The following is an 18,272-nucleotide window of genomic DNA, read 5'->3' as shown; positions in this document are numbered from 1 at the left end:
TCGTGGGTGAATGCGCCCCTCGCGGCGCAAGCGACGCGATTCGGCTGGGTAAAACGGTTGGGAAAACTCGGGCGGGCAACGGCCCGGCGATCATCCGGGCTGCGGCATGAGTTCAGGCGCACCGGGCGTCAGCACGCGCGGCGGCAGCGGATTGCCGGTCGGCGCCGCATGCAGCGCCAGCTCGCGGCTGCGTGCGTTCAGGCGCTGCAGCGCGCGGAATTCGGACGGCGCCATCCCCTTCACCGCGCGGAACTGGCGGTTGAAGTTCGACACGTTGTTGAAGCCGGCCTGAAAGCAGATGTCGGTGATGCTCGCGTCGTCGGCGAGCAGCATCTGGCACGCGGATTCGATCCGCAGACGATTCACGTACTGGACGAACGGCATGCCCGTATGGCGATGGAACGCGCGCGAGAACGCGCTGACGCTCTGCCCGGTCAGTTGCGCGAGATCGGATTCGCGCAGCTCGGACGCGAGGTTCTTGCCGATATACGACAGCGCGTGGCTGAGCCGCGTCGGCGTGACGTCGGCCTGATCGTAGGCGGGGCTCGCGAGCAGCATGCGTTCGGCCGCGCCGCACAGCCGTTCGAGAATCGTCATGAACAGCGCGATGCGGCGCATCCCGCGCGCGGTCAGCAGCTCGTCGAACAACGGCGCGATCGCGGCGCTCGTCGCGGCGTCGAAGCCGACCCCGCGCCGCGCATCGTCGAGCAGCGCCTGCGCGTCGCGGCATTCGGGGAATGCGTCCATGCAGCGCCGCACGAACGACGGATCGAACTGGATCACGAGATTGCGGCGCTCGACGGTTTCGCCTGCGGCCATGTCGCTGACCCAGTTGTGCGGCAGGTTCGGCCCGAGCAGCACGAGATGGCCGGGGCCGAACGAGCCGATGTGATCGCCGACGAAATACTTGCCGTGCGTCGCGACGATCAGGTGCAGCTCGAATTCGGGATGGAAATGCCAGCGGATCGTGCGATACGGATAGCCGTGCGACCAGACCTTGAACGACTCGTCGCGTCGCACGTCGACCACTTCGAGATCGGGGTGCATCATGTTGGCGTCTCCATTCCCTTGGTTCGCTGGCCGGCCTGTTCGGCTGTGCGCGTGCGCCGCGTGTCTCGCGCGGCGCCGCGACCGGTCGCATGGGAAGCAATGTAGGTCGATCGCGCGCGCGGCTCCACCAACTTTACGCCTGATTTTCGATACTTTTTTGCCGCCTGCGGGCGGAAATGGCGCCAGAAGGCAAATTTGTTGCGGTGCGGAACGGTGCGGCGGCCGTCCGCGCCCGTCGCCCGCGCCGGCTTACGCCGCCGCTTGCTCGCGCGCCGTGCGCGCCTCGTACGCCTTCAGGTGGTTGTACGCGATCCGCAGCAGCGACAGCGTATCGGCCGCCTGCGGGTCGCGCCGCGCGAGCAGGTCGCCGATCACGTGATCGGCCTCGACGCGCGCATGGTTCTCGACGTCGCGCAGCATCGACGCGGTCAGCGGCGACGGCGTCAGCACCATCCGCTGCATCCGCTCGCTGGCCGCCGGGTCGGGCCGATGGCCGTTGTATTCGGCGATCGCGCTGCATTCGGCGAGCATCGTCTCGAGCAGGCGGCGGCCGTCCGGCGCGGCGAGAATGTCGCCGATCGACCCGCGAAACAGCGACGTGCTCGCGGCGAGCGTTGCCAGAAACACCCACTTGTCCCACATCCGCGCGGCGATGTCGTCGCTGAGCGTCGCGTCGAAGCCCGCGCCGCCGAGCACGTCGGCCACCGCGCGCACGCGCGGCGATTCGCCGCCGGCCAGCTCGCCGAACGACACGCCGTGCGTGTCGTTCAGATGCACGATGCGCTGCTCGCGATCGAGCGTCGCCGCGATCACGCACAGGCCGCCGAGCACCTGCGCGGCGCCGAAGCGCTCGCGCAGCACGTCGAGATGGCGCATCCCGTTGAGCATCGGCAGGATCAGCGTCCGCGGCCCGACGAACGGTGCGAACGACGCAATCGCGTCGTCGAGGCTGTACGCCTTGCAGCTCAGCAGCACGAGATCGAACGGCGCGACGCCGGCGCCCGCCTCGCCCGCGCGCACGGTCTGCACGTTCGCGAGCGTCAGGTCGCCGCGCGGGCTGCGGATCAGCAGCCCGTCGCGCGCGAGCGCGGCGGCGCGGCCCTCGCGCACCAGGAACGTCACGTCGCGCCCCGCCGCGGCCAGCCGGCCGCCGAAGTATCCGCCGACCGCGCCGGCCCCTACCACCAGAATCCGCATCGTTGCCTCCTTTCTGTTTCGTTCGGTGCCCGCGCGCTGCCCGTGCGTGCGCGACGCAGACCGTCGCCCGACAGTATAGCGGCCGCTGTTATGCATATGCATAGATGCCCGCGCCCGCGTCGCGGACATCGGGAAATGACCGCTTCTAAGGGATTTCCCGTCTACGGCGACACGCATGGCGCGCCGTCAAGAGACTTATCCCGTCACGCCGTTCCGGCAAGCGTTCTCGACTGACCAACCTCACACCATGCGCAATCTTTCCCTGAATCAAAAACTCGCGTCGATGATCGTCATCCTGTGGCTCGGCCTGCTCGTGATCGCCGGGCTCGGCGCATGGCAGACCCGCGCGTCGATGATCGCGGACCGCCGCGACCAGCTTGCATCGCTGGTCGCGCAGGCCGCGAGCGTGACCGATCACTACTACAAGCTGTCGCAGCAGAACGCGCTGCCGGAAGCCGATGCGAAGCAGAAGGCGCTCGAGGCGATCGCTGCGATGCGCCATGGCGTCGACGGCTATATCTCGGTCAACGATTCGAAGCCGGTGATCGTGATGCATCCGATCAAGGCCGAGCTCAACGGCAAGGACGTGTCGAATTTCACCGATCCGAACGGCCAGCACCTGTTCGTCGAGATCGTGAAGGCCGGCAACGCGGACGGCGGCAAGGGCTTCGTCGAATATCTGTGGCCGAAGCCGGGCGCGGACAAGCCGCAGGAGAAGACCAGCGCCGTGCAGCGCTTCGCGCCGTGGGACTGGTATCTGGTGACCGGCATGTACATGGACGACGTGCGCACGGCGGTGCTCGCAAGCGTCGGCCGCTGGTTCGCGATGACGGCCGTGCTCGGCGCGATCGCGACCGCCGTGATGGTGATGGTGCTGAAAAGCGTGCGCGCGAACCTGGGCGGCGAGCTCGAAGTGGCGCTCGACGCCGCGCAACGCATCGCGCAGGGCGACCTGACCGCGCGCGTGGCCGTGAAGCAGGACGATCGCGGCAGCCTGCTGCATGCGCTGCACACGATGCAGGGCGGGCTGATCGACATGGTGTCGCGCGTCCGCACCGGCACCGAGAACATCAACGTCGGCGCGAGCGAGATCGCCTCCGGCAACACGGACCTGTCGCAGCGCACCGAGGAACAGGCGGCCGCGCTCGTGCAGACCGCGTCGAGCATGGACCAGATGACCGCGAACGTGAAGCAGAACGCGGACAGCGCCGCGCAGGCCGCGTCGCTTGCCGGCCAGGCCGCGCAGGTCGCGACGCGCGGCAGCGCGGTGGTCGACGACGTCGTGCGCACGATGAACGAGATCACCGACCGTTCGCACAAGATCGGCGACATCATCGGCGTGATCGACGGGATCGCGTTCCAGACCAACATCCTCGCGCTGAACGCGGCCGTCGAAGCGGCGCGGGCGGGCGAACAGGGCCGCGGCTTCGCGGTGGTCGCGGCCGAAGTGCGCTCGCTCGCGCAACGCTCGGCGACGGCGGCCAAGGAAATCAAGTCGCTGATCGTGTCGTCGAACGAGACGGTCCAGCACGGCGCGACGCTCGTCACGCACGCGGGCGAGACGATGGCCGAGATCGTGCAATCGGTGCGGCGCGTGAACGAGATCCTCGACGAAATCAGCCACGCATCGCGCGAGCAGAGCGCCGGGATCGAGCAGGTCAACCGCGCGGTGGGCGAGATGGATCAGGTCACGCAGCAGAACGCGGCGCTCGTCGAGCAGGCCGCGGCGGCCGCGCATTCGCTGCGCGATCAGGCCGAGGCGCTGCGCGACGCGGTGACGCGGTTCGCGTTGCCAGCCTGACGGCGCCCCGCCCTGCGCTCACGCCGCGCTGCCCGCCCGCCGCGCGGCCTCGGCGCTGCCGAGCCCCAGCCCCGCCGCCCGCTGGATCAGCTCGACGTCGTTGTTCGCGCCGAGCTTCTTCATCGCGCTGATCTTCTGCGCACTGACCGTCTGCTTGCCCTTGCTCAGGCGCTGCGCGATCGTCTTGATCGGTACGCCCGCCAGATACAGGCGAATGACCTCGATCTCGCGCGCCGACAGCTTCACGGGCGCGTCGCCGCGCGTGCCGAGCGCATCGACCGCGCGCCGCACGGACGGCGACAGGTAGGCGCCGCCGCTGTAGCTCGAATGGATCGCCGTGACGATGTGGCCGACCTCGTCGAGCTTGCTGACGATGCTCACGCCGCCGTTCGCGAGGATCGACCGGAAGATCAGCGGGTTCTCGTTCGCGACCAGCGCGACGATGCCGACGTTCGGCCGCGTGCGGCGCAGCCAGTCGAACAGCGCGAGGCCGTCCATCTGCTCGTCGCCGCGAATCGCATAGTCGACCAGCACGATGTCGCAATCGACGCCGCCGAGCGACGCGACCAGTTCGGCCGCGCTCCGGTAGACCGCGACGAGCTCGATCGCGCAGCTGCTGTCTGCGATCTGCTCGATACCGGCCAGCGTCAGCGGCCAGTCGTATGCGACGACGATGCGAACGTTGAATTTCCTCATGCGCAGTTCCTGGTGGTTCACCGGCCCCGCCACGCGAAGCGCACGCGACCGGTTGGGCGTTGAAATGACGTTCAGGCTATTTTTAGCCTGAACGCCGATTCTATGAATGTCCGCCCGGGCGCGATATCGGACGGCGTACGAATTGGCCGCCGAAAACGTAATACAGGTTTGATATTTGCGGCGTTCGACGCGCGACGACCGGCAGATGGGCCGCCGCGGCATCGGCCGGATGGCCGGCCGCACGCACCGCGCGGCCGGCCAGCGGGTAAAATTGCGCGTTTGCATGCCACCCCGGCCCGCCGGCGGCGAGCGACGCGCCCTCACCGGCCGCGCGCGCCCGCGCCTTCGCCGGCTTGCCCGTACTGCCCGCTTTCCTCATGACCGATTCCGACCTGCAATCCGACGACACCTCCATCCACGAAGACGGCCTCTGGCGCGACAACGGCTGGACGGCCCGCATCATCAAGAACGAAGACGACGACGGCTGGGCCGTCGAAATGGTCAAGGACGGCGAGTCCGAGCCCGCGCTCGTCGGGCCGTGGACCATGGGCCGCGACAAGAAGAACCCGAAACCGATGGACGCGAACGCGTTCCGCACGCTCGTGAAGACCGCGACCGAAGTGCTGATGCGCCACGAACAGCAGCGGCGCGCGATGCTGCACAAGGAAGTGACGGTGCAGGACGAAGCCGGGCAGGATGTGTCGGTGACGCTCGACATCGTGCCGGACGAGTTCGAACCGTATGCGCAGCTCAAGGCATGCGATCCGTATGGCGAACTGCTGGCCGAAGCGAAGGTGTCGGCCGGGTTCAAGCTCAACAAGGCCAGCGCCGAACGCTGGGTCGCATCGGGTTTCGACCGGCCGGCCTGAGCGCGCACGGCGCGCCGAAGCGCGCGGTCAGGCGCCGGCGCCCCGCTGCGCGCGTGCGAGCCGGCGGGCGGCCAGCTTGCGCCGCACCAGTTCCTCGAATTGCGGCGTCGCGGCCTCCGGGTCGCGCGCGGCCAGGCCGAGCACGTTGCGTGCGAGCTGGATCGGCGTCAGCACGATGCCCCACGGCAGCCCCCACCAGCCGAGCACGGCCGACGCGAGCAGCGCGAGCGCCTGCTTCCTGCGGCCGCAGCGGCGGCAGCACACGTGGCGCCGCGTCGCCCAGCGCGTCACGAACACGAGCGACACGACGCGATGCGACGCGTGAATATCGACCGGCTGCCCTTCGCGCAGGCAGATCGGGCATGGCCCGTAGCGCCAGTCGTCCACATACTGCCGAACCTTCGCGTCGGGCACCCGTTCGGCCTCGACGACGACCGGATGCGCCTGCGCGCATGCCGGGCCGCAATAGCGGCGGCCGTCGATCGACTGCCCGCCGACCAGGAACGTCCTGCCGCACTGACTGCACTCTGCCACGATGACCTCGGATAAGCGTGATGCGCCGCGTGCCGGTTGCGCGCCCATCGATGCGCGTTCCGGCCGGGCCGTTTCATGTTTTAACGGCTGCCGCCGCGCGGTCTTGAGCGGCGCCGCCGCAGCGCGTCAGCCATGCAGCCCGTGCGCGGTCATCAGACGGTACAGCGTCGCCCGCGAGATCCCCAGCTCCGACGCGGCGTTCGCATGCTGCTGGCGGTGACGCAGCAGCGTTTCCTCGATCGCGTGCCGCTCGGCCTGCCGGCGCGCCTGCGCGAGCGTCGGCGGGCGCAGCGACGTGTACGCGTGCAGTTCGAGATCGGCGGCGGAGATCAGCGGGCCGTTCGTCATCACGACCGCGAAGCGGATCCGGTTGATCAGCTCGCGCACGTTGCCGGGCCACGGATAGTTGTGGATCGCCTCGATCGCGCACGGCGTGAAGCCGCGAATCCGGTACGAGCCGTCGCCGCGATAGCGCCGCAGCACGTCGTCGGCCAGCAGCATGATGTCGCGGCCGCGCATGCGCAGCGGCGGCTCGTCGATCCGCAGCACGCACAGGCGGTAGTACAGGTCGGCGCGGAACCGCCCGGCCCGCATCGCGGCTTCGAGATCGACGTGGGTCGCCGACACGATCCGCACGTCGACCGGAATCGACGCATGCCCGCCGAGCCGCTCGATCTTCCCTTCCTGCAGGAACCGCAGCAGGCTCGCCTGGCTCTCGAACGGCATGTCGCCGATTTCGTCGAGAAACAGCGTGCCGCCGTGCGCGGCCTCGATGCGGCCGATCTTGCGCTGGTGCGCGCCCGTGAACGCGCCGCGCTCATGCCCGAACAGTTCGGCCTGCAGCAGCGACGTCGGAATGGCCGCGCAGTTCACGGCGACGAACGGTGCGTCGGCGCGCGACGACTGCCGGTGGATCGCCGCGGCCGTCAGCTCCTTGCCGGTGCCGGATTCGCCGGCGATGAACACGGTCGCGTCGGTGTTCGCGACCTTGCGGATCGTCGCGAACAGCCGGCGCATCGCGCCGCACGCGCCGATCATCGCGCCGCCGGGCAGCGGCGCCTCCGCGGCCGGGTCGCCGTCCGCGAGCTTCAGCATCCCGTATGCATGGCCGACGAGATAGCCGATCGTCGTGTAGGCCGCCGGGTTGCGCACGTAGTCGAAGCAGCAGCGGCGGATCAGGCGCGCGATCGCGAGGTTGCGCAACCGCTCGCCGCCGGCGAACGCGAGCCAGCCGACACGCGGGTCGCGCAGCAGCGCCTCGAACGACGCGACGTCCGGCGACGCGAAACTGTCGAAATCGACGATGCCCGCATGCGGACGGTTCGCCCTGACGAGATTCAGCGCATCGGCCACGGTTTTGGCGCGCCGCACGTCCCAGCCGCGCGACGCGAGCATATCGACGAGCGCGGCATCGTGTCGCTGCGACAGGTAAACGAGCGGGCGCGACGGCGCGACGGGGTCGTGCCGGACCGCGATGAACGGCAGCGCGCTCATCTGCCGTTCGACCTCTCGCGGGCCTGACATGCTCGGTTGACAACAATGGTTCACGATCGCCTCGCCGCATAAGGGTGGGTATCGGAGCGGCCGTTGCCCGATCGCGCCGGCGGGGCCCGCGGCCCTGCGGCGCGGCGCCGCTCCGTCCTCGAATCGATGCCGTGTCATCGGCAGAACACGACGCGCTGCGTGTAGACCTGCGGCTCGACGACGGGCTTCGCCGATCCGTTGAGATCGTCGCGATAGGCGCGGTAGGTCTTGCCGTTTACCGTCACGTCCGACGCGCGGGCCGTTTCGATCCGGTCGAGCCCGGTGTGCCGCCATGCGTTCACCCGGTCCGCCGCCGTGACGGCCGGCTCGCCCGCGATCTTCTGCGTGAGCGCGCTGCCGTCGCTCCACGGTTGCGTCCGCATGTCCTCGGCGTGCTGCATCGCGCCGACCGTCTTGCCGGTCGGCCTCGGCCCGCTCTGTGCGTCGAACGGCGCGCCTCGGCCGTACACCGGCGATTGCCACGATGGCGCGTGGCCCGCTTCCGGCATCATGTAGATCATCTGCGGATCGCCGATCATCATCATCGGCGCGCATGCCGCGTTGTCGGGACGGCCGAGGGTCGACAGCGCCTGCTGCACGCTCGCGGCGTTCGCAAGCGTCTGCTCGCTAAGAATGACGAAGACCGCGGGATTCTGGAAAACCGACTGCGCAGCGGCTTGCACGCTGGCCAGCAGCAAAGCGACCAAAAAGATCCTCATGATTGAGGCCTCCTTGCATCCTCGTCACGCAAAAAGAGGTGTTGACCTCGGGGATCGGAACAACACCCGTCAAACAGGAAACGACCATCGGGCATCGGGTCGAACGCCTGCCGTGCGGCCGGCGCGCCGGTCGCACGGCAAACCGGTCCGCATGCTTACGACGAGGTACTCGTCGAGATGACGGTCGGCGCCGGCGCGACCGGCGCAGCAGGTGCGGCCTGCTGGTCGACCGTGGCCGGCGACAACGCTTGCGCCGGATCGGTCAACGCCGATGCGGCGGCGGGCGGCGCGGCGGCGGCTACTGCGGGTTCGACCGCGTCCGGCACTTTCGCGACGGGGGCCGGCATGTCGGCCGGTGCCGCGACGACGGCCGGCGGCGCGGCCTCCGGGGCAGGCGGTTCGGCCGATGCCTGCGGCGCCGGTTCGACAGCCTTCGCATCGGCAGCCTTCGCATCGGCTGCCGGCGCCGCGACGACGGCAGCCGCCGGCATCGGTTCGGCCACCATCTCGCCCGCAGCCCGCGCCGTGTCGGTCGCGGCCGGTATCGGCTCCGGTACGTTGTCGGCGACGGGCTGTGCTGGCTCGGGAGCCGTGTCGGCGACGGCCGGAGCAGGCCCGGGCGTCTTGTCGGCAATCGCCGGCGCGGGTTCGGAGGCTTTGTCGGCGACCGGCTGCGCGGGCTCCGGCGCCTTCGTATCGGCCACCGGTGCGGCAGGCACTGGCGTGGCCTTGTCGGCCGCGACCGGTGCGGCAATGACCGCTGCAGCCGGCACGGCGGCCATTGCGGCGGCCGGTACGACCGACGCAGCGGGCGCGGCGACGGCCGCAGGCGCGGCTGTCGCCACGGGCGCCGCGGCCGAGGGGACTGCCGCTGCAACGGCCGGCGCGGCAACGGCCGGCGCGGCTGCGGCAACGGCCGGCGTCGCGACGGCAGGCGCGGCGGCGACGGGCGCCATCGTCGGGACAGGAACCGGCACCGAAACAGGCGCGGCGCGCATCGACGCCGTCTCGATCGGGCGCGTCGCCGCGGGCGCCGGCACGGTCGAGCCGAGCGGCGGCAGGCCCATCCGGTCGCGCACGATCGGATCGCGATACTTGATGTCGTCCGCGACGGTCGCTTCGACGCTGGGCGCCACGTTCGAACGCGCGAGCGGCGCGGTCGTGCCCGGACACAGGTGCCCGGTCGCCTCCACCGCGCGCCGGTTCGCATCGCTCTGGCACAGCAGCGCGAGCGCCACGTCGGTCAACCCCATCGCACGGAATTCGCGCGCATCGAGACGCCGCACGCAGGCCTGGTCGACCAGCGTCGTGCCGCCCGTCGCGCCGAACCCCGGGAACGACACGCCGACGCTCACCGAGCCCATGCAGGTATCGGACAGCGTGGTCGTGAGGCCGGGCGCCTGGATCGACGGATTCGTCTTGATCGTCTGCGTGCCCGAGTAATTGACGTTTTCCGTCGCCTGCGTGTTGTACGGGCTGGAGCCCGGCGCGCCGGTCGCGAGTGCGTTCGTGCTCTGCGGCGCCACGTTGCCGCCGGCCGTAGTGGACGGCATCGTCACGTTCACATTCACGCTCGAATTGCCGCTGCCGCGTACCCCGCTGCTGCTCGTGGCATTGCCGCCGCGCGAACTCGTGGTGTTCGTGTTCATGCTCGAACCACCGCCCTGGCTGATCGCGGTCGACGACGTCGTCGACTGCGCGCTCGACGTCGAATCGGCGGTTTGCGCCTGGGCGCCGATCGTGGTCATCGCGAACATCGCCGCACATGCCACCTTGATCCTGTTGCTGTTCATTTCACTCTCCGGACGAGGTTGGACCTCCGACCCAGGCAACCGTACTAATTCCCCTGAATGACTTCAGATTTCGCTGCTTCCCCGAACTGCTTCCAGCCGCTGCCCAGCTGGGACCACGAGCCGGCCGACATGCCCTGCCATTGCCGGGTGTCAGGTCCGCCGATCGCGCTGCCCGACGAAAGCGTTTGTTGTTCTGACGGTTTGGTTGTCTGGTCACGGTTGTTTGACGTCTGCATAGTCGATTGCCCGCCATCGGCGGCACGGTCGGCGCCATACGCCGTCAGCGACGCGAGCATCAGCGCGGCGGCAATCAGGTTCTGCTTCATGCCAACTCCTTACGTGACAACAAGGTGGAAAAGAGACCAGCGTCGCTGGGAAACTGGCCCCCCACACCTGACTAATGACTGCTCCCGGTCGCGCTCGAGTCGGCCTGGCTTCCGCCCGATGCGGACGGCGAACCGGCCGGGCCGGTACTCCACGCGGTCGACGCGTTGGTGTGATTCGAGCCCGCGATCGCGCCCGACCCGCCCATGCCCGTCCAACCCGCGGCGCCGGCGTTGGCCATGCCGTGGTCGTTTGCGCCCGTGGCCGTGTAGTGGTTCGCGCCGAGTACGATCGTGGCGGTCACCCCGCCCGAAAGCGCATTCGCGTTCTCGTTCGTGCTGCCGTTTCCGGCGAACGAGCCGGCGGCACCGATACCGCCGCCTGCCGCGAACGCGCCCCCGTTCGTGCCCCAACCGCTGGCCGTCGAAGTCGAGTTGTGATACGCGGACGCCGTGCCGGCGGAGCCGGCCGGTGTCACGGTACTGCCTGCATTCGCGCCGGCCGTCGAAGTCGAATTGCTGGTATAGCTGCCGGAGCCGACCAGCACCGAACCGGAAACACCCGCCGCAACGGATTGCGTCTGGTTGGTCGTGGACGATCCGGCCGCCAATGCAGCGGACGAAATGACGGTAAGCGCGGTCGCTAAAATGACTTTGGCTTTCATAGCAATCCCTTGCCGTGAGGAAGTTCGACGGTGGCGGAGCCGAGCCTGCCCGCACGCGGCAAGGCCCGGCCTCCGCACCGCCAGCCAATGACGAACGCTACGCGTCGCGGCTTAGTGGTGATACGTCCAGCCGGTCGAGCCCGCGTTCGCGCCGCTGCTGCCGCCTGCTTGTGCGCCGCCGAAGCCGAAGCCGCCGACCGTCGACGTTTGCGTGTGGTTCGTGTACGAGATCGAGCCGCTGCCGCCGTAGCCCGCCGTTGCACCGGCTGCACCGAGTGCGGAGCCGGAATCGGTCGCGGTGAAGTGGCCGAACCCGGTGACCCCTGCCATCGTCTGGCCACCGCTCGTCGAAGTGGTGCTCGACACCGTGCCGCTGCCGGCAAACGCTGCACCCGAAACCACCAGAACTGCTGCTGCAATCAGAAGCTTCTTCATGGTCGACTCCATAACGGCGTGGAGAGAATGAGCATGGAAGATCGCACGCCATCGATCCTCCTGCCTCGAGCAATCCTCGAAAAATAAGGATTGCTATCAAATCGGGAAATCTTTATCGAATTGCAAACCTTCGCATTTATTTTTGGCCAGCCGAAGTCTAGTTTTATGTTTTCAATTTTTCCAAAATTTATGCGTAGGTGTTTTCTATTATTTTTATGAGCATTGATACGCCCTTGAAACACCCACGATTACATCAACCGGAACGACGCGCACATCCTTCCGGCTCGCGATTTTCAATACCCCATCCAAAAGCGACGCGCAAACCAGGCACCCGCTTTCCGAATTGAAAATTCGCGAATGTATTTAATACTGCAAAATGCGGCACGCGTTCCGCATATGCCCTTTAGCCGGGCGATAACGGGCATGCATTGCAGCCAGACGACATGTCTGCTCCCTGAGCTTACGAAGAAAGGCCTTCCGGATAATCCGGCCGACGCGCGTTCGATCTAGTCCGGCCGGCGCCGGCACTGGCCCGGCGCGATCGAAACGGCTCTGCACGGTTGAAGTGGAATCGGCGCGCTGTCCGGCATGAACAGCGTGGCCCATCCGGGAACGCTCGATGAAGTCGAGCATCGCTGTCGCCGGGTTGCGGCGCGCAACGGCAACCGCTCCAGCACGCGGCGCGCGCGGAGGGCGCGAAATCGGCAAGGCGCGACCGGCGACGCTGGCACTGCGTCGCAAGCGCTACCCCGATCAATCGGACTACCCCTATGGTGCGCAAGAAACGCGCGGATCAAGCCACTGCTTATAGTGTTCATCGCCGCTTCCCCGACTGGCTTATGACGAACTGGCCGCCCCCACATCGTTGTTGCATCGTGTCGACCGCTCGCCGGTGCGTCCTGTGTCGCAAACCGCATGCCATGCGATATTCCACCGAGCATTGCGCGCCGAAAACAGCCGCCAGGCCTGATCATTTCGCCGGGAATGGCATTTTTTGTTTCACGAATGTATCGCGATAACGGGACGTTCGCGGCAGTGATCCTCGAACAATGCGACGCAATGCGCTGAATTCGGCGCGACAAGGCACGCCGGACACCCCTGCGAACGGTTGTTTCATAGTTGAGAAGCGTTTCGCGACAGGGCCGCTGGTTCACGCGCTTGCGCCGGCAAACCGCGTGTTGCAGCATGCCGGCAAACCTTCCATGACGCAGGACAACGCGGATTCAGTCGCTCGATGCCCGACGCCGAATGGCCGCCGATACGGCCGGAACACCGAGTCACTCTGAAATGGGAAACGGATTTGATTCATCCGTGAGAATAGCCACACGATCATGCAGCGAGAATGCTGCCGTCCGGCGCGTTGCGGCCGTAAAAATTTAAAAGGAAAAACATGCGATCCTGGCAAAAACAGGCGCATCATTTTTTCATTTCCATTCGATTCGCCTTTCATCCATGGCGCACCGACGAGTCATTCGTTGAAGCGACATACTCGATCCACCATCCGCTTGATTCTCATCACTGAAACGTGCCGATTCAAAACGGCGCTCAGGTCGCCAATCTCGCAACAGCCTGGTTTATCGCGCATCTCGTCCTATCGGACCGCATCGATCCTGCGACCGACACGGACGCGTCACTGCCCCCACCATGCACGCGCGAAACACGAACGTACATACCGAACGGTCAATGCGCGGCAGCGGCCGCACGCCAATCGGCGTGTCGGTGAAAAGGCGATGAAGGTCGCCACCGATCGATGCTTGCGTCGTTCAGGCATCGACGGGCTCGTCAGTGAAACCGGAGCGCAGCGCCGGCATTCCGCCAGGCAACGGTCGTCGCGAATTGATGAGCGGCAACGGGCCGGCCGCCCGTCAGCCGAGCAGTTCCTTCTTCCGCAGATGCACGACGTCGCGCATCGGCGGCGCGCCGAACAGCCGGCTATATTCGCGGCTGAACTGCGACGCGCTTTCGTAGCCGACGACGGCCGCCACCGACCCGACGTCGCCGCCCTGCCGCAGCAGCAGCCGCCGCGCCTCGTGCAGCCGCAGCTGCTTCTGGTACTGCAGCGGGCTCAGCGTCGTCACGTGCTTGAAATGATGGTGCAGCGACGACACGCTCATGTTGACCGCCTGCGCGAGCGACTCGACGCGCATCGGCTCCGCGAAGTGATCGCGGATCCATTCGATCGCACGCGCGATCCGGTGCGTCTGGCTGCCGGCGATCGCCATGTGCCGCAGCCGCGTGCCCTGCCCGCTCGTCATCAGCCGGTACAGCACTTCCTTCTCGATCAGCGGCGCGACGACCGCGATGTCGGCCGGCGTATCGAGCAGCCGCAGCAGTCTCAACGCCGCATCGAGCAGCGGCGGCGTCAGCTCGGCGAGCGCGATCCCCTCGCCTTCCGGGCCGGCTTCGGGCTCCGGCAGCCGCATCTCGGCCGCGAGCTCGACGATGCGCTGCGGATCGAGCGTCAGCGACAGGCACAGGTACGGCGCCTCCGGCGTTGCACGCGTCACGCGCGACAGGATCGGCAAGTCGATCGACGTAATCAGGCAATTCTGGGTGTCGTATTCGTATGCCTGGCCGGCCACGATCACGCGCTTCGCGCCCTGCGCGGCGATCACCAGCGCGGCGCGCGACACGCCGCAGCCGAGGTCGACCGGCCGCGTGTGCCGATGCAGCATCAGGCCCGGCACGGCCGTCGAATGCGAGCCGTCGGCCGGCGCGAAGCGGCCGATCAGCGACGCCAGTTCGCGCCGGCCGGATTCGCGCGACGCGACGATATCGGTCATGTCCATGACGCATCCTCGAATGATTTCCCGTGTCGCGCGAGCATAGCGAAACGGCTCGCGGCGTGGCGGGGATTTGCAGGATTGTTCAATAAATTTGCAGGATTGGGTAGACGCAAAAAGCGGCTGCTCGCGCACACTCCCGGCTAACCTGCCCGTAAGGCGGGTTTTCCCCATGGAGACATAAAAATGCCTACCTCGTTTGTCCTGAACGGCAAGAACGTCACGCTCGACGCCGATCCGTCGATGCCCGTCCTCTGGGCGATTCGCGAACACGCGGGACTGACCGGCACGAAATTCGGCTGCGGCATGGCGCAGTGCGGCGCATGCACGGTGCATCTCGAAGGCCAGGCCGTCCGCTCGTGCGTGCTGCCGCTCGCCGGCATCGCGGGCAAGCACGTCACGACGATCGAAGGCCTGCAAAGCAAGCCCGCGCAGGCCGTGCAGGCCGCGTGGGTCAAGCTCCAGGTGCCGCAGTGCGGCTATTGCCAGTCCGGCCAGATCATGTCGGCCACCGCCTTGCTCGAACAGAACCCGAAGCCGACCGACGCGGACATCGACGCCGCGATGAACGGCAACCTCTGCCGCTGTGCGACCTACGCCCGCATCCGGGCCGCAATCCACGACGCGGCCGCGACGCTGGGAGCCTGACCATGACGATCGAACTCGACAATACCGGTTCGGTGCGCCCGTCGCGCCGCACGTTCCTGAAAGCCGCGGGGGCAACCGCCGCCGTCAGCCTGACGATCGGCTTCGACTGGGCCGGCCTCGGCCGCCGCGCGCTCGCCGCCACCGCCCCGGCCGGCGAATTCGCGCCGAATGCATTCCTGCGCATCACGCCCGACGGCGCCGTCACGGTCATCGCGAAGCACGTCGAAATGGGCCAGGGCGCGTATACAGGCATCGCGACGATCGTCGCCGAGGAGCTCGACGCCGACTGGTCGAGCGTGCGCGTCGAAAGCGCGCCGGCCGATGCGAAGCGCTATGCGAACCTCGCGTTCGGCACGATGCAGGGCACGGGCGGCAGCTCGGCCATGGCGAACTCGTGGCAGCAACTGCGCGAAGCGGGCGGCAAGGCGCGCGCGATGCTCGTGTCCGCCGCGGCGGCCCGCTGGAAGGTGCCGGCCGGCGAGCTGACCACCGCCAACGGCGTCGTCACGCACGCGAAGAGCGGCAAGACGGCCACGTACGGCGCGCTCGTCGCCGATGCGTCGAAGCTGCCCGTGCCCGACAAGGTCACGCTGAAGCAGCCGGCCGATTTCAAGCTGATCGGCCATCGCATTCCGCGCGTCGACGGGTCGGCCAAATCGAACGGCACCGCGCAATTCACGCTCGACACGACGTTCCCCGGCATGCGCGTCGCGCTGCTGCAGCGGCCGCCGCGCTTCGGCGCGACGGTGAAATCGTTCGACGCGACAGCCGCGAAGGCCGTGCCGGGCGTCGTCTCGGTCGTGCAGGTGCCGGGCGGCGTCGCGGTCGTCGCGACGGGCTTCTGGGCCGCGAAACAGGGCCGCGACGCGCTGAAGGTCGAATGGGACGAAACGAAGGCGGAAAAGCGCGGCTCGGACGAGATCATGCGCGAATACCGGCAACTCGCGGAGAAGCCGGGCGCGTCCGCGCGCAAGGACGGCGATGCCGATGCGGCGATCGCCGGCGCGGCGCGCAAGATCAGCGCGACGTACGAATTCCCGTATCTCGCGCACGCGCCGATGGAGCCGCTCGATGCGGTCGTCAAGCTGACGGCGAACAGTTGCGAGATCTGGGCCGGCGACCAGTTCCAGACGGTCGACCAGGGCAACGCGGCCAAGGTCGCCGGACTGAAGCCCGAGCAGGTGAAGATCCACACGCTGTATGCGGGCGGCAGCTTCGGCCGGCGCGCGAACGCGTGGTCGGATTACGTGGTCGAGGCCGTGTCGATCGCGAAGGCGCTCGGCGCGGACGGCAAGCCCGTCAAGCTGCAATGGACGCGCGAGGACGACATCCAGGGCGGCTTCTACCGGCCGATGTACTTCCACAAGCTCGACGCGGGCCTGACCGCGGACGGCCGGCTGGTGGGCTGGCGTCACCGGATCGTCGGCCAGTCGATCCTCGCCGGCACGCCGTTCGAGGCGTTCATGGTCAAGAACGGGATCGATGCGACGTCGGTAGAGGGCGCGGCGAACCTGCCGTACGCGGTGCCGAACGTGTCGGTCGAACTCACCACCGCGAAGACGGGCGTGCCCGTGCTGTGGTGGCGCGTGGTCGGCAGCTCGCACACGGCCTACGCGGTCGAGGCGTTCATCGACGAAGCCGCGCACGCGGCCGGCAAGGACCCGTACGCGTTCCGCCGCGACCTGCTCGCGAAGGAGCCGCGCATGCGCGCGGTGCTGGAGCTGGCCGCGCAGAAGGCCGGCTGGGATCCGGCCAAGCCGCTGCCGAAGGGGCGCGGGCGCGGGATCGCGGTGGCCGAGGCGTTCAAGAGCTATGTCGCGCAGGTGGCCGAGGTGTCGGTCGACGCGGACGGCAAGGTGAAGGTCGAGCGCGTGGTGTGCGCGGTCGACTGCGGAATCGCGATCAATCCCGACATCGTCGCCGCGCAGATGGAAGGCGGCATCGGGTTCGGACTCGGCGCGGCGATGCACAGCGCGATCACGCTGAAGGACGGCCAGGTCGAGCAGCGCAACTTCGACGGCTACCACGTGCTGCGGATGGCCGAGATGCCGAAGGTCGAGGTGCATATCGTGCCGTCGGCCGAGGCGCCCACCGGGGTCGGCGAGCCGGGCGTCGCGCCGGTCGGGCCGGCCGTCGCGAACGCGATCTTCGCGGCGACGGGCAAGCGGCATTACGTGCTGCCGTTCGATTCGGCGGATGGCGCGAAGGCTTGATCCCGATGCGATAGCGCGCCGGCCGCGGGCGGGGCATGCCCCGTGGCCGGCGTTTCGCCGCTGTCGATGTAGGGTTCGATGTCGGCGGGAATTTCATACAACCCATTGATTTAAAAATAAAATAAGGCAAACCCGGTAGAGTTCGATGTAGGGTTCGCTATCTGGCTGAACCATCATCCAGCCCGTCCCCGTAAACCATCCCCTCTCCCACGTTACGTCAGACGTAACGCCCGTAACGTCGGCGCGCCGATGCTACGTAACAATCCTTCACCGTCGATCCAGCCCTATCATCGTCTGCCCGACGCTTCCCGTTAAAAATTCTTTTGAATTCAAGGCCGCCGGACCCTCTGCGCCGCTCCGCGCGGCCGCCACCACGTGACGATCCCGCCCCTGGCCCGGAAGTTGCTGCACAGGACCCGCAAACACTCCTTCTAGGACATGCGAGGGCCACCATGGATTGCAAATACCTGTACATCGACAACATAAAAATCAACTTCGTCCGCCGCACGATCGAAATCGACGACAAGGTCGTCGACGTGACGCCGCGCGAATTCGACGTCGTCGAATTCCTGCTCGACAACATGAACAAGATCGTGCCGCGGCAGGCAATCCAGGAAGCCGTGTGGGGCCGCGAGCTCGGCGTGTCGTCGCGCACGCTCGACACGCATATCTCGCGGATCCGTTCGAAACTGCAGCTCGAACACGACAAGAACCTGCGGATCATCCCGATCTACGCGGTCGGTTATCGCCTCGTGCTGTTCGGTGCGGCGATGACGCACGTCGAGCGCCACGAGGCCGCGCCGATCCTGCGCGCGGCGCCGCAACCGGCGATGGCCGCCGACTACGCGTAACGCTTCGCCCGCGCGCCGGCCACGCCTCCCCACCGCGCCGCGCGGATTCGCAGCCCTTCGCGGCCTGCACGCCGCCCGGCCCGCTAGCCAGTCGCGCCCCGACCGCCGCCTCCGGGCGGCGGTTGCCGTTGAGCGCCCGCCGTCGCCTCCCCCTTCACCGCACTTCACCGC

General features: G+C 67.7%; 18 protein-coding genes. 6 read left to right on the top strand and 12 right to left on the bottom strand.

The window, feature by feature from the left end; all coding sequences use genetic code 11:
* Positions 1–90 precede the first annotated feature (90 nt).
* Both C5F75_RS19730 and panE read right to left on the bottom strand, forming a co-directional pair.
* Complete coding sequence (locus tag C5F75_RS19730; RefSeq protein WP_059584748.1) at positions 91–1,050, bottom strand: AraC family transcriptional regulator; 960 nt, start codon at positions 1,048–1,050, stop codon at positions 91–93.
* Positions 1,051–1,299: 249 nt separating this feature from the next.
* Entirely contained in the window at positions 1,300–2,247 is a 948-nt protein-coding gene (gene panE, locus C5F75_RS19725) for a 2-dehydropantoate 2-reductase (protein ID WP_059584746.1), read from the bottom strand.
* A 247-nt stretch (positions 2,248–2,494) separates the two neighbouring features.
* Here panE and C5F75_RS19720 point away from each other — a divergent pair, with 247 nt between their 5' ends.
* On the top strand, positions 2,495–4,048 hold the full coding sequence (locus C5F75_RS19720; protein WP_059584745.1) for a methyl-accepting chemotaxis protein: 1,554 nt from the start codon (positions 2,495–2,497) through the stop codon (positions 4,046–4,048).
* 18 nt (positions 4,049–4,066) lie between these two features.
* Here the strand turns inward: C5F75_RS19720 and C5F75_RS19715 are convergent, their stop codons facing one another.
* Positions 4,067–4,744 (bottom strand): response regulator transcription factor, encoded by a 678-nt coding sequence (locus C5F75_RS19715; RefSeq protein ID WP_059585111.1) that lies wholly within the window; start codon positions 4,742–4,744, stop codon positions 4,067–4,069.
* A gap of 377 nt (positions 4,745–5,121) precedes the next feature.
* Here C5F75_RS19715 and C5F75_RS19705 point away from each other — a divergent pair, with 377 nt between their 5' ends.
* The gene (locus C5F75_RS19705; protein ID WP_059584743.1) at positions 5,122–5,613 is read left to right on the top strand and encodes a hypothetical protein; all 492 of its coding nucleotides are present in this window, start codon (positions 5,122–5,124) and stop codon (positions 5,611–5,613) included.
* Positions 5,614–5,640: 27 nt separating this feature from the next.
* Here C5F75_RS19705 and C5F75_RS19700 read toward each other — a convergent pair whose 3' ends face one another.
* From C5F75_RS19700 to C5F75_RS19685, 4 genes are all read right to left on the bottom strand, one after another.
* Positions 5,641–6,147 carry a hypothetical protein gene (locus C5F75_RS19700; protein WP_059584741.1) on the bottom strand — a complete coding sequence of 169 codons (507 nt, stop codon included), beginning with the start codon at positions 6,145–6,147 and terminating at the stop codon, positions 5,641–5,643.
* A gap of 126 nt (positions 6,148–6,273) precedes the next feature.
* Positions 6,274–7,641 (bottom strand): sigma-54 dependent transcriptional regulator, encoded by a 1,368-nt coding sequence (locus C5F75_RS19695; protein ID WP_407641353.1) that lies wholly within the window; start codon positions 7,639–7,641, stop codon positions 6,274–6,276.
* A 164-nt stretch (positions 7,642–7,805) separates the two neighbouring features.
* A complete protein-coding gene (locus tag C5F75_RS19690) occupies positions 7,806–8,390 on the bottom strand; it encodes a hypothetical protein (protein WP_059584737.1) in 585 nt (194 codons plus the stop codon).
* Between the two features lie 155 nt (positions 8,391–8,545).
* Positions 8,546–9,943: a chemotaxis protein CheA gene (locus C5F75_RS19685; RefSeq protein WP_230951201.1), complete on the bottom strand. Its 1,398-nt coding sequence runs from the start codon at positions 9,941–9,943 to the stop codon at positions 8,546–8,548.
* Here C5F75_RS19685 and C5F75_RS37265 point away from each other — a divergent pair.
* Positions 9,933–10,244: a hypothetical protein gene (locus C5F75_RS37265; protein WP_226093905.1), complete on the top strand. Its 312-nt coding sequence runs from the start codon at positions 9,933–9,935 to the stop codon at positions 10,242–10,244. The genes C5F75_RS19685 and C5F75_RS37265 overlap by 11 nt on opposite strands.
* On the opposite strand, the gene C5F75_RS19680 is transcribed toward C5F75_RS37265, so the two are convergent.
* The 5 genes from C5F75_RS19680 to C5F75_RS19660 form a co-directional block, all read right to left on the bottom strand.
* A complete protein-coding gene (locus C5F75_RS19680; RefSeq protein ID WP_059584734.1) occupies positions 10,228–10,509 on the bottom strand; it encodes a hypothetical protein in 282 nt (93 codons plus the stop codon). The genes C5F75_RS37265 and C5F75_RS19680 overlap by 17 nt on opposite strands.
* A 71-nt stretch (positions 10,510–10,580) precedes the next feature.
* Positions 10,581–11,171 (bottom strand): hypothetical protein, encoded by a 591-nt coding sequence (locus tag C5F75_RS19675; RefSeq protein WP_059584733.1) that lies wholly within the window; start codon positions 11,169–11,171, stop codon positions 10,581–10,583.
* A 111-nt stretch (positions 11,172–11,282) separates the two neighbouring features.
* Positions 11,283–11,606, bottom strand: a complete 324-nt coding sequence (locus C5F75_RS19670) for a hypothetical protein (RefSeq protein ID WP_059585110.1) — start codon at positions 11,604–11,606, stop codon at positions 11,283–11,285.
* Between the two features lie 363 nt (positions 11,607–11,969).
* Complete coding sequence (locus tag C5F75_RS36840) at positions 11,970–12,239, bottom strand: hypothetical protein (protein WP_181035448.1); 270 nt, start codon at positions 12,237–12,239, stop codon at positions 11,970–11,972.
* A 1,232-nt stretch (positions 12,240–13,471) separates the two neighbouring features.
* Positions 13,472–14,395 carry an AraC family transcriptional regulator gene (locus tag C5F75_RS19660; protein ID WP_059584731.1) on the bottom strand — a complete coding sequence of 308 codons (924 nt, stop codon included), beginning with the start codon at positions 14,393–14,395 and terminating at the stop codon, positions 13,472–13,474.
* Positions 14,396–14,575: 180 nt separating this feature from the next.
* On the opposite strand from C5F75_RS19660, the gene C5F75_RS19655 reads away from it, so the two are divergent.
* From C5F75_RS19655 to C5F75_RS19645, 3 genes are all read left to right on the top strand, one after another.
* Positions 14,576–15,037, top strand: a complete 462-nt coding sequence (locus tag C5F75_RS19655; RefSeq protein WP_006480868.1) for a (2Fe-2S)-binding protein — start codon at positions 14,576–14,578, stop codon at positions 15,035–15,037.
* A 2-nt stretch (positions 15,038–15,039) separates the two neighbouring features.
* Positions 15,040–17,250: a xanthine dehydrogenase family protein molybdopterin-binding subunit gene (locus C5F75_RS19650; RefSeq protein WP_059584730.1), complete on the top strand. Its 2,211-nt coding sequence runs from the start codon at positions 15,040–15,042 to the stop codon at positions 17,248–17,250.
* A gap of 452 nt (positions 17,251–17,702) precedes the next feature.
* A complete protein-coding gene (locus C5F75_RS19645) occupies positions 17,703–18,101 on the top strand; it encodes a winged helix-turn-helix domain-containing protein (protein ID WP_059584728.1) in 399 nt (132 codons plus the stop codon).
* Positions 18,102–18,272 lie beyond the last annotated feature (171 nt).

The sequence above is a fragment of the Burkholderia anthinoferrum genome (assembly GCF_002925705.1).
In the GTDB taxonomy this organism is placed as follows: domain Bacteria; phylum Pseudomonadota; class Gammaproteobacteria; order Burkholderiales; family Burkholderiaceae; genus Burkholderia; species Burkholderia semiarida.
This window is presented reverse-complemented; position numbering and strand designations above follow the sequence as displayed.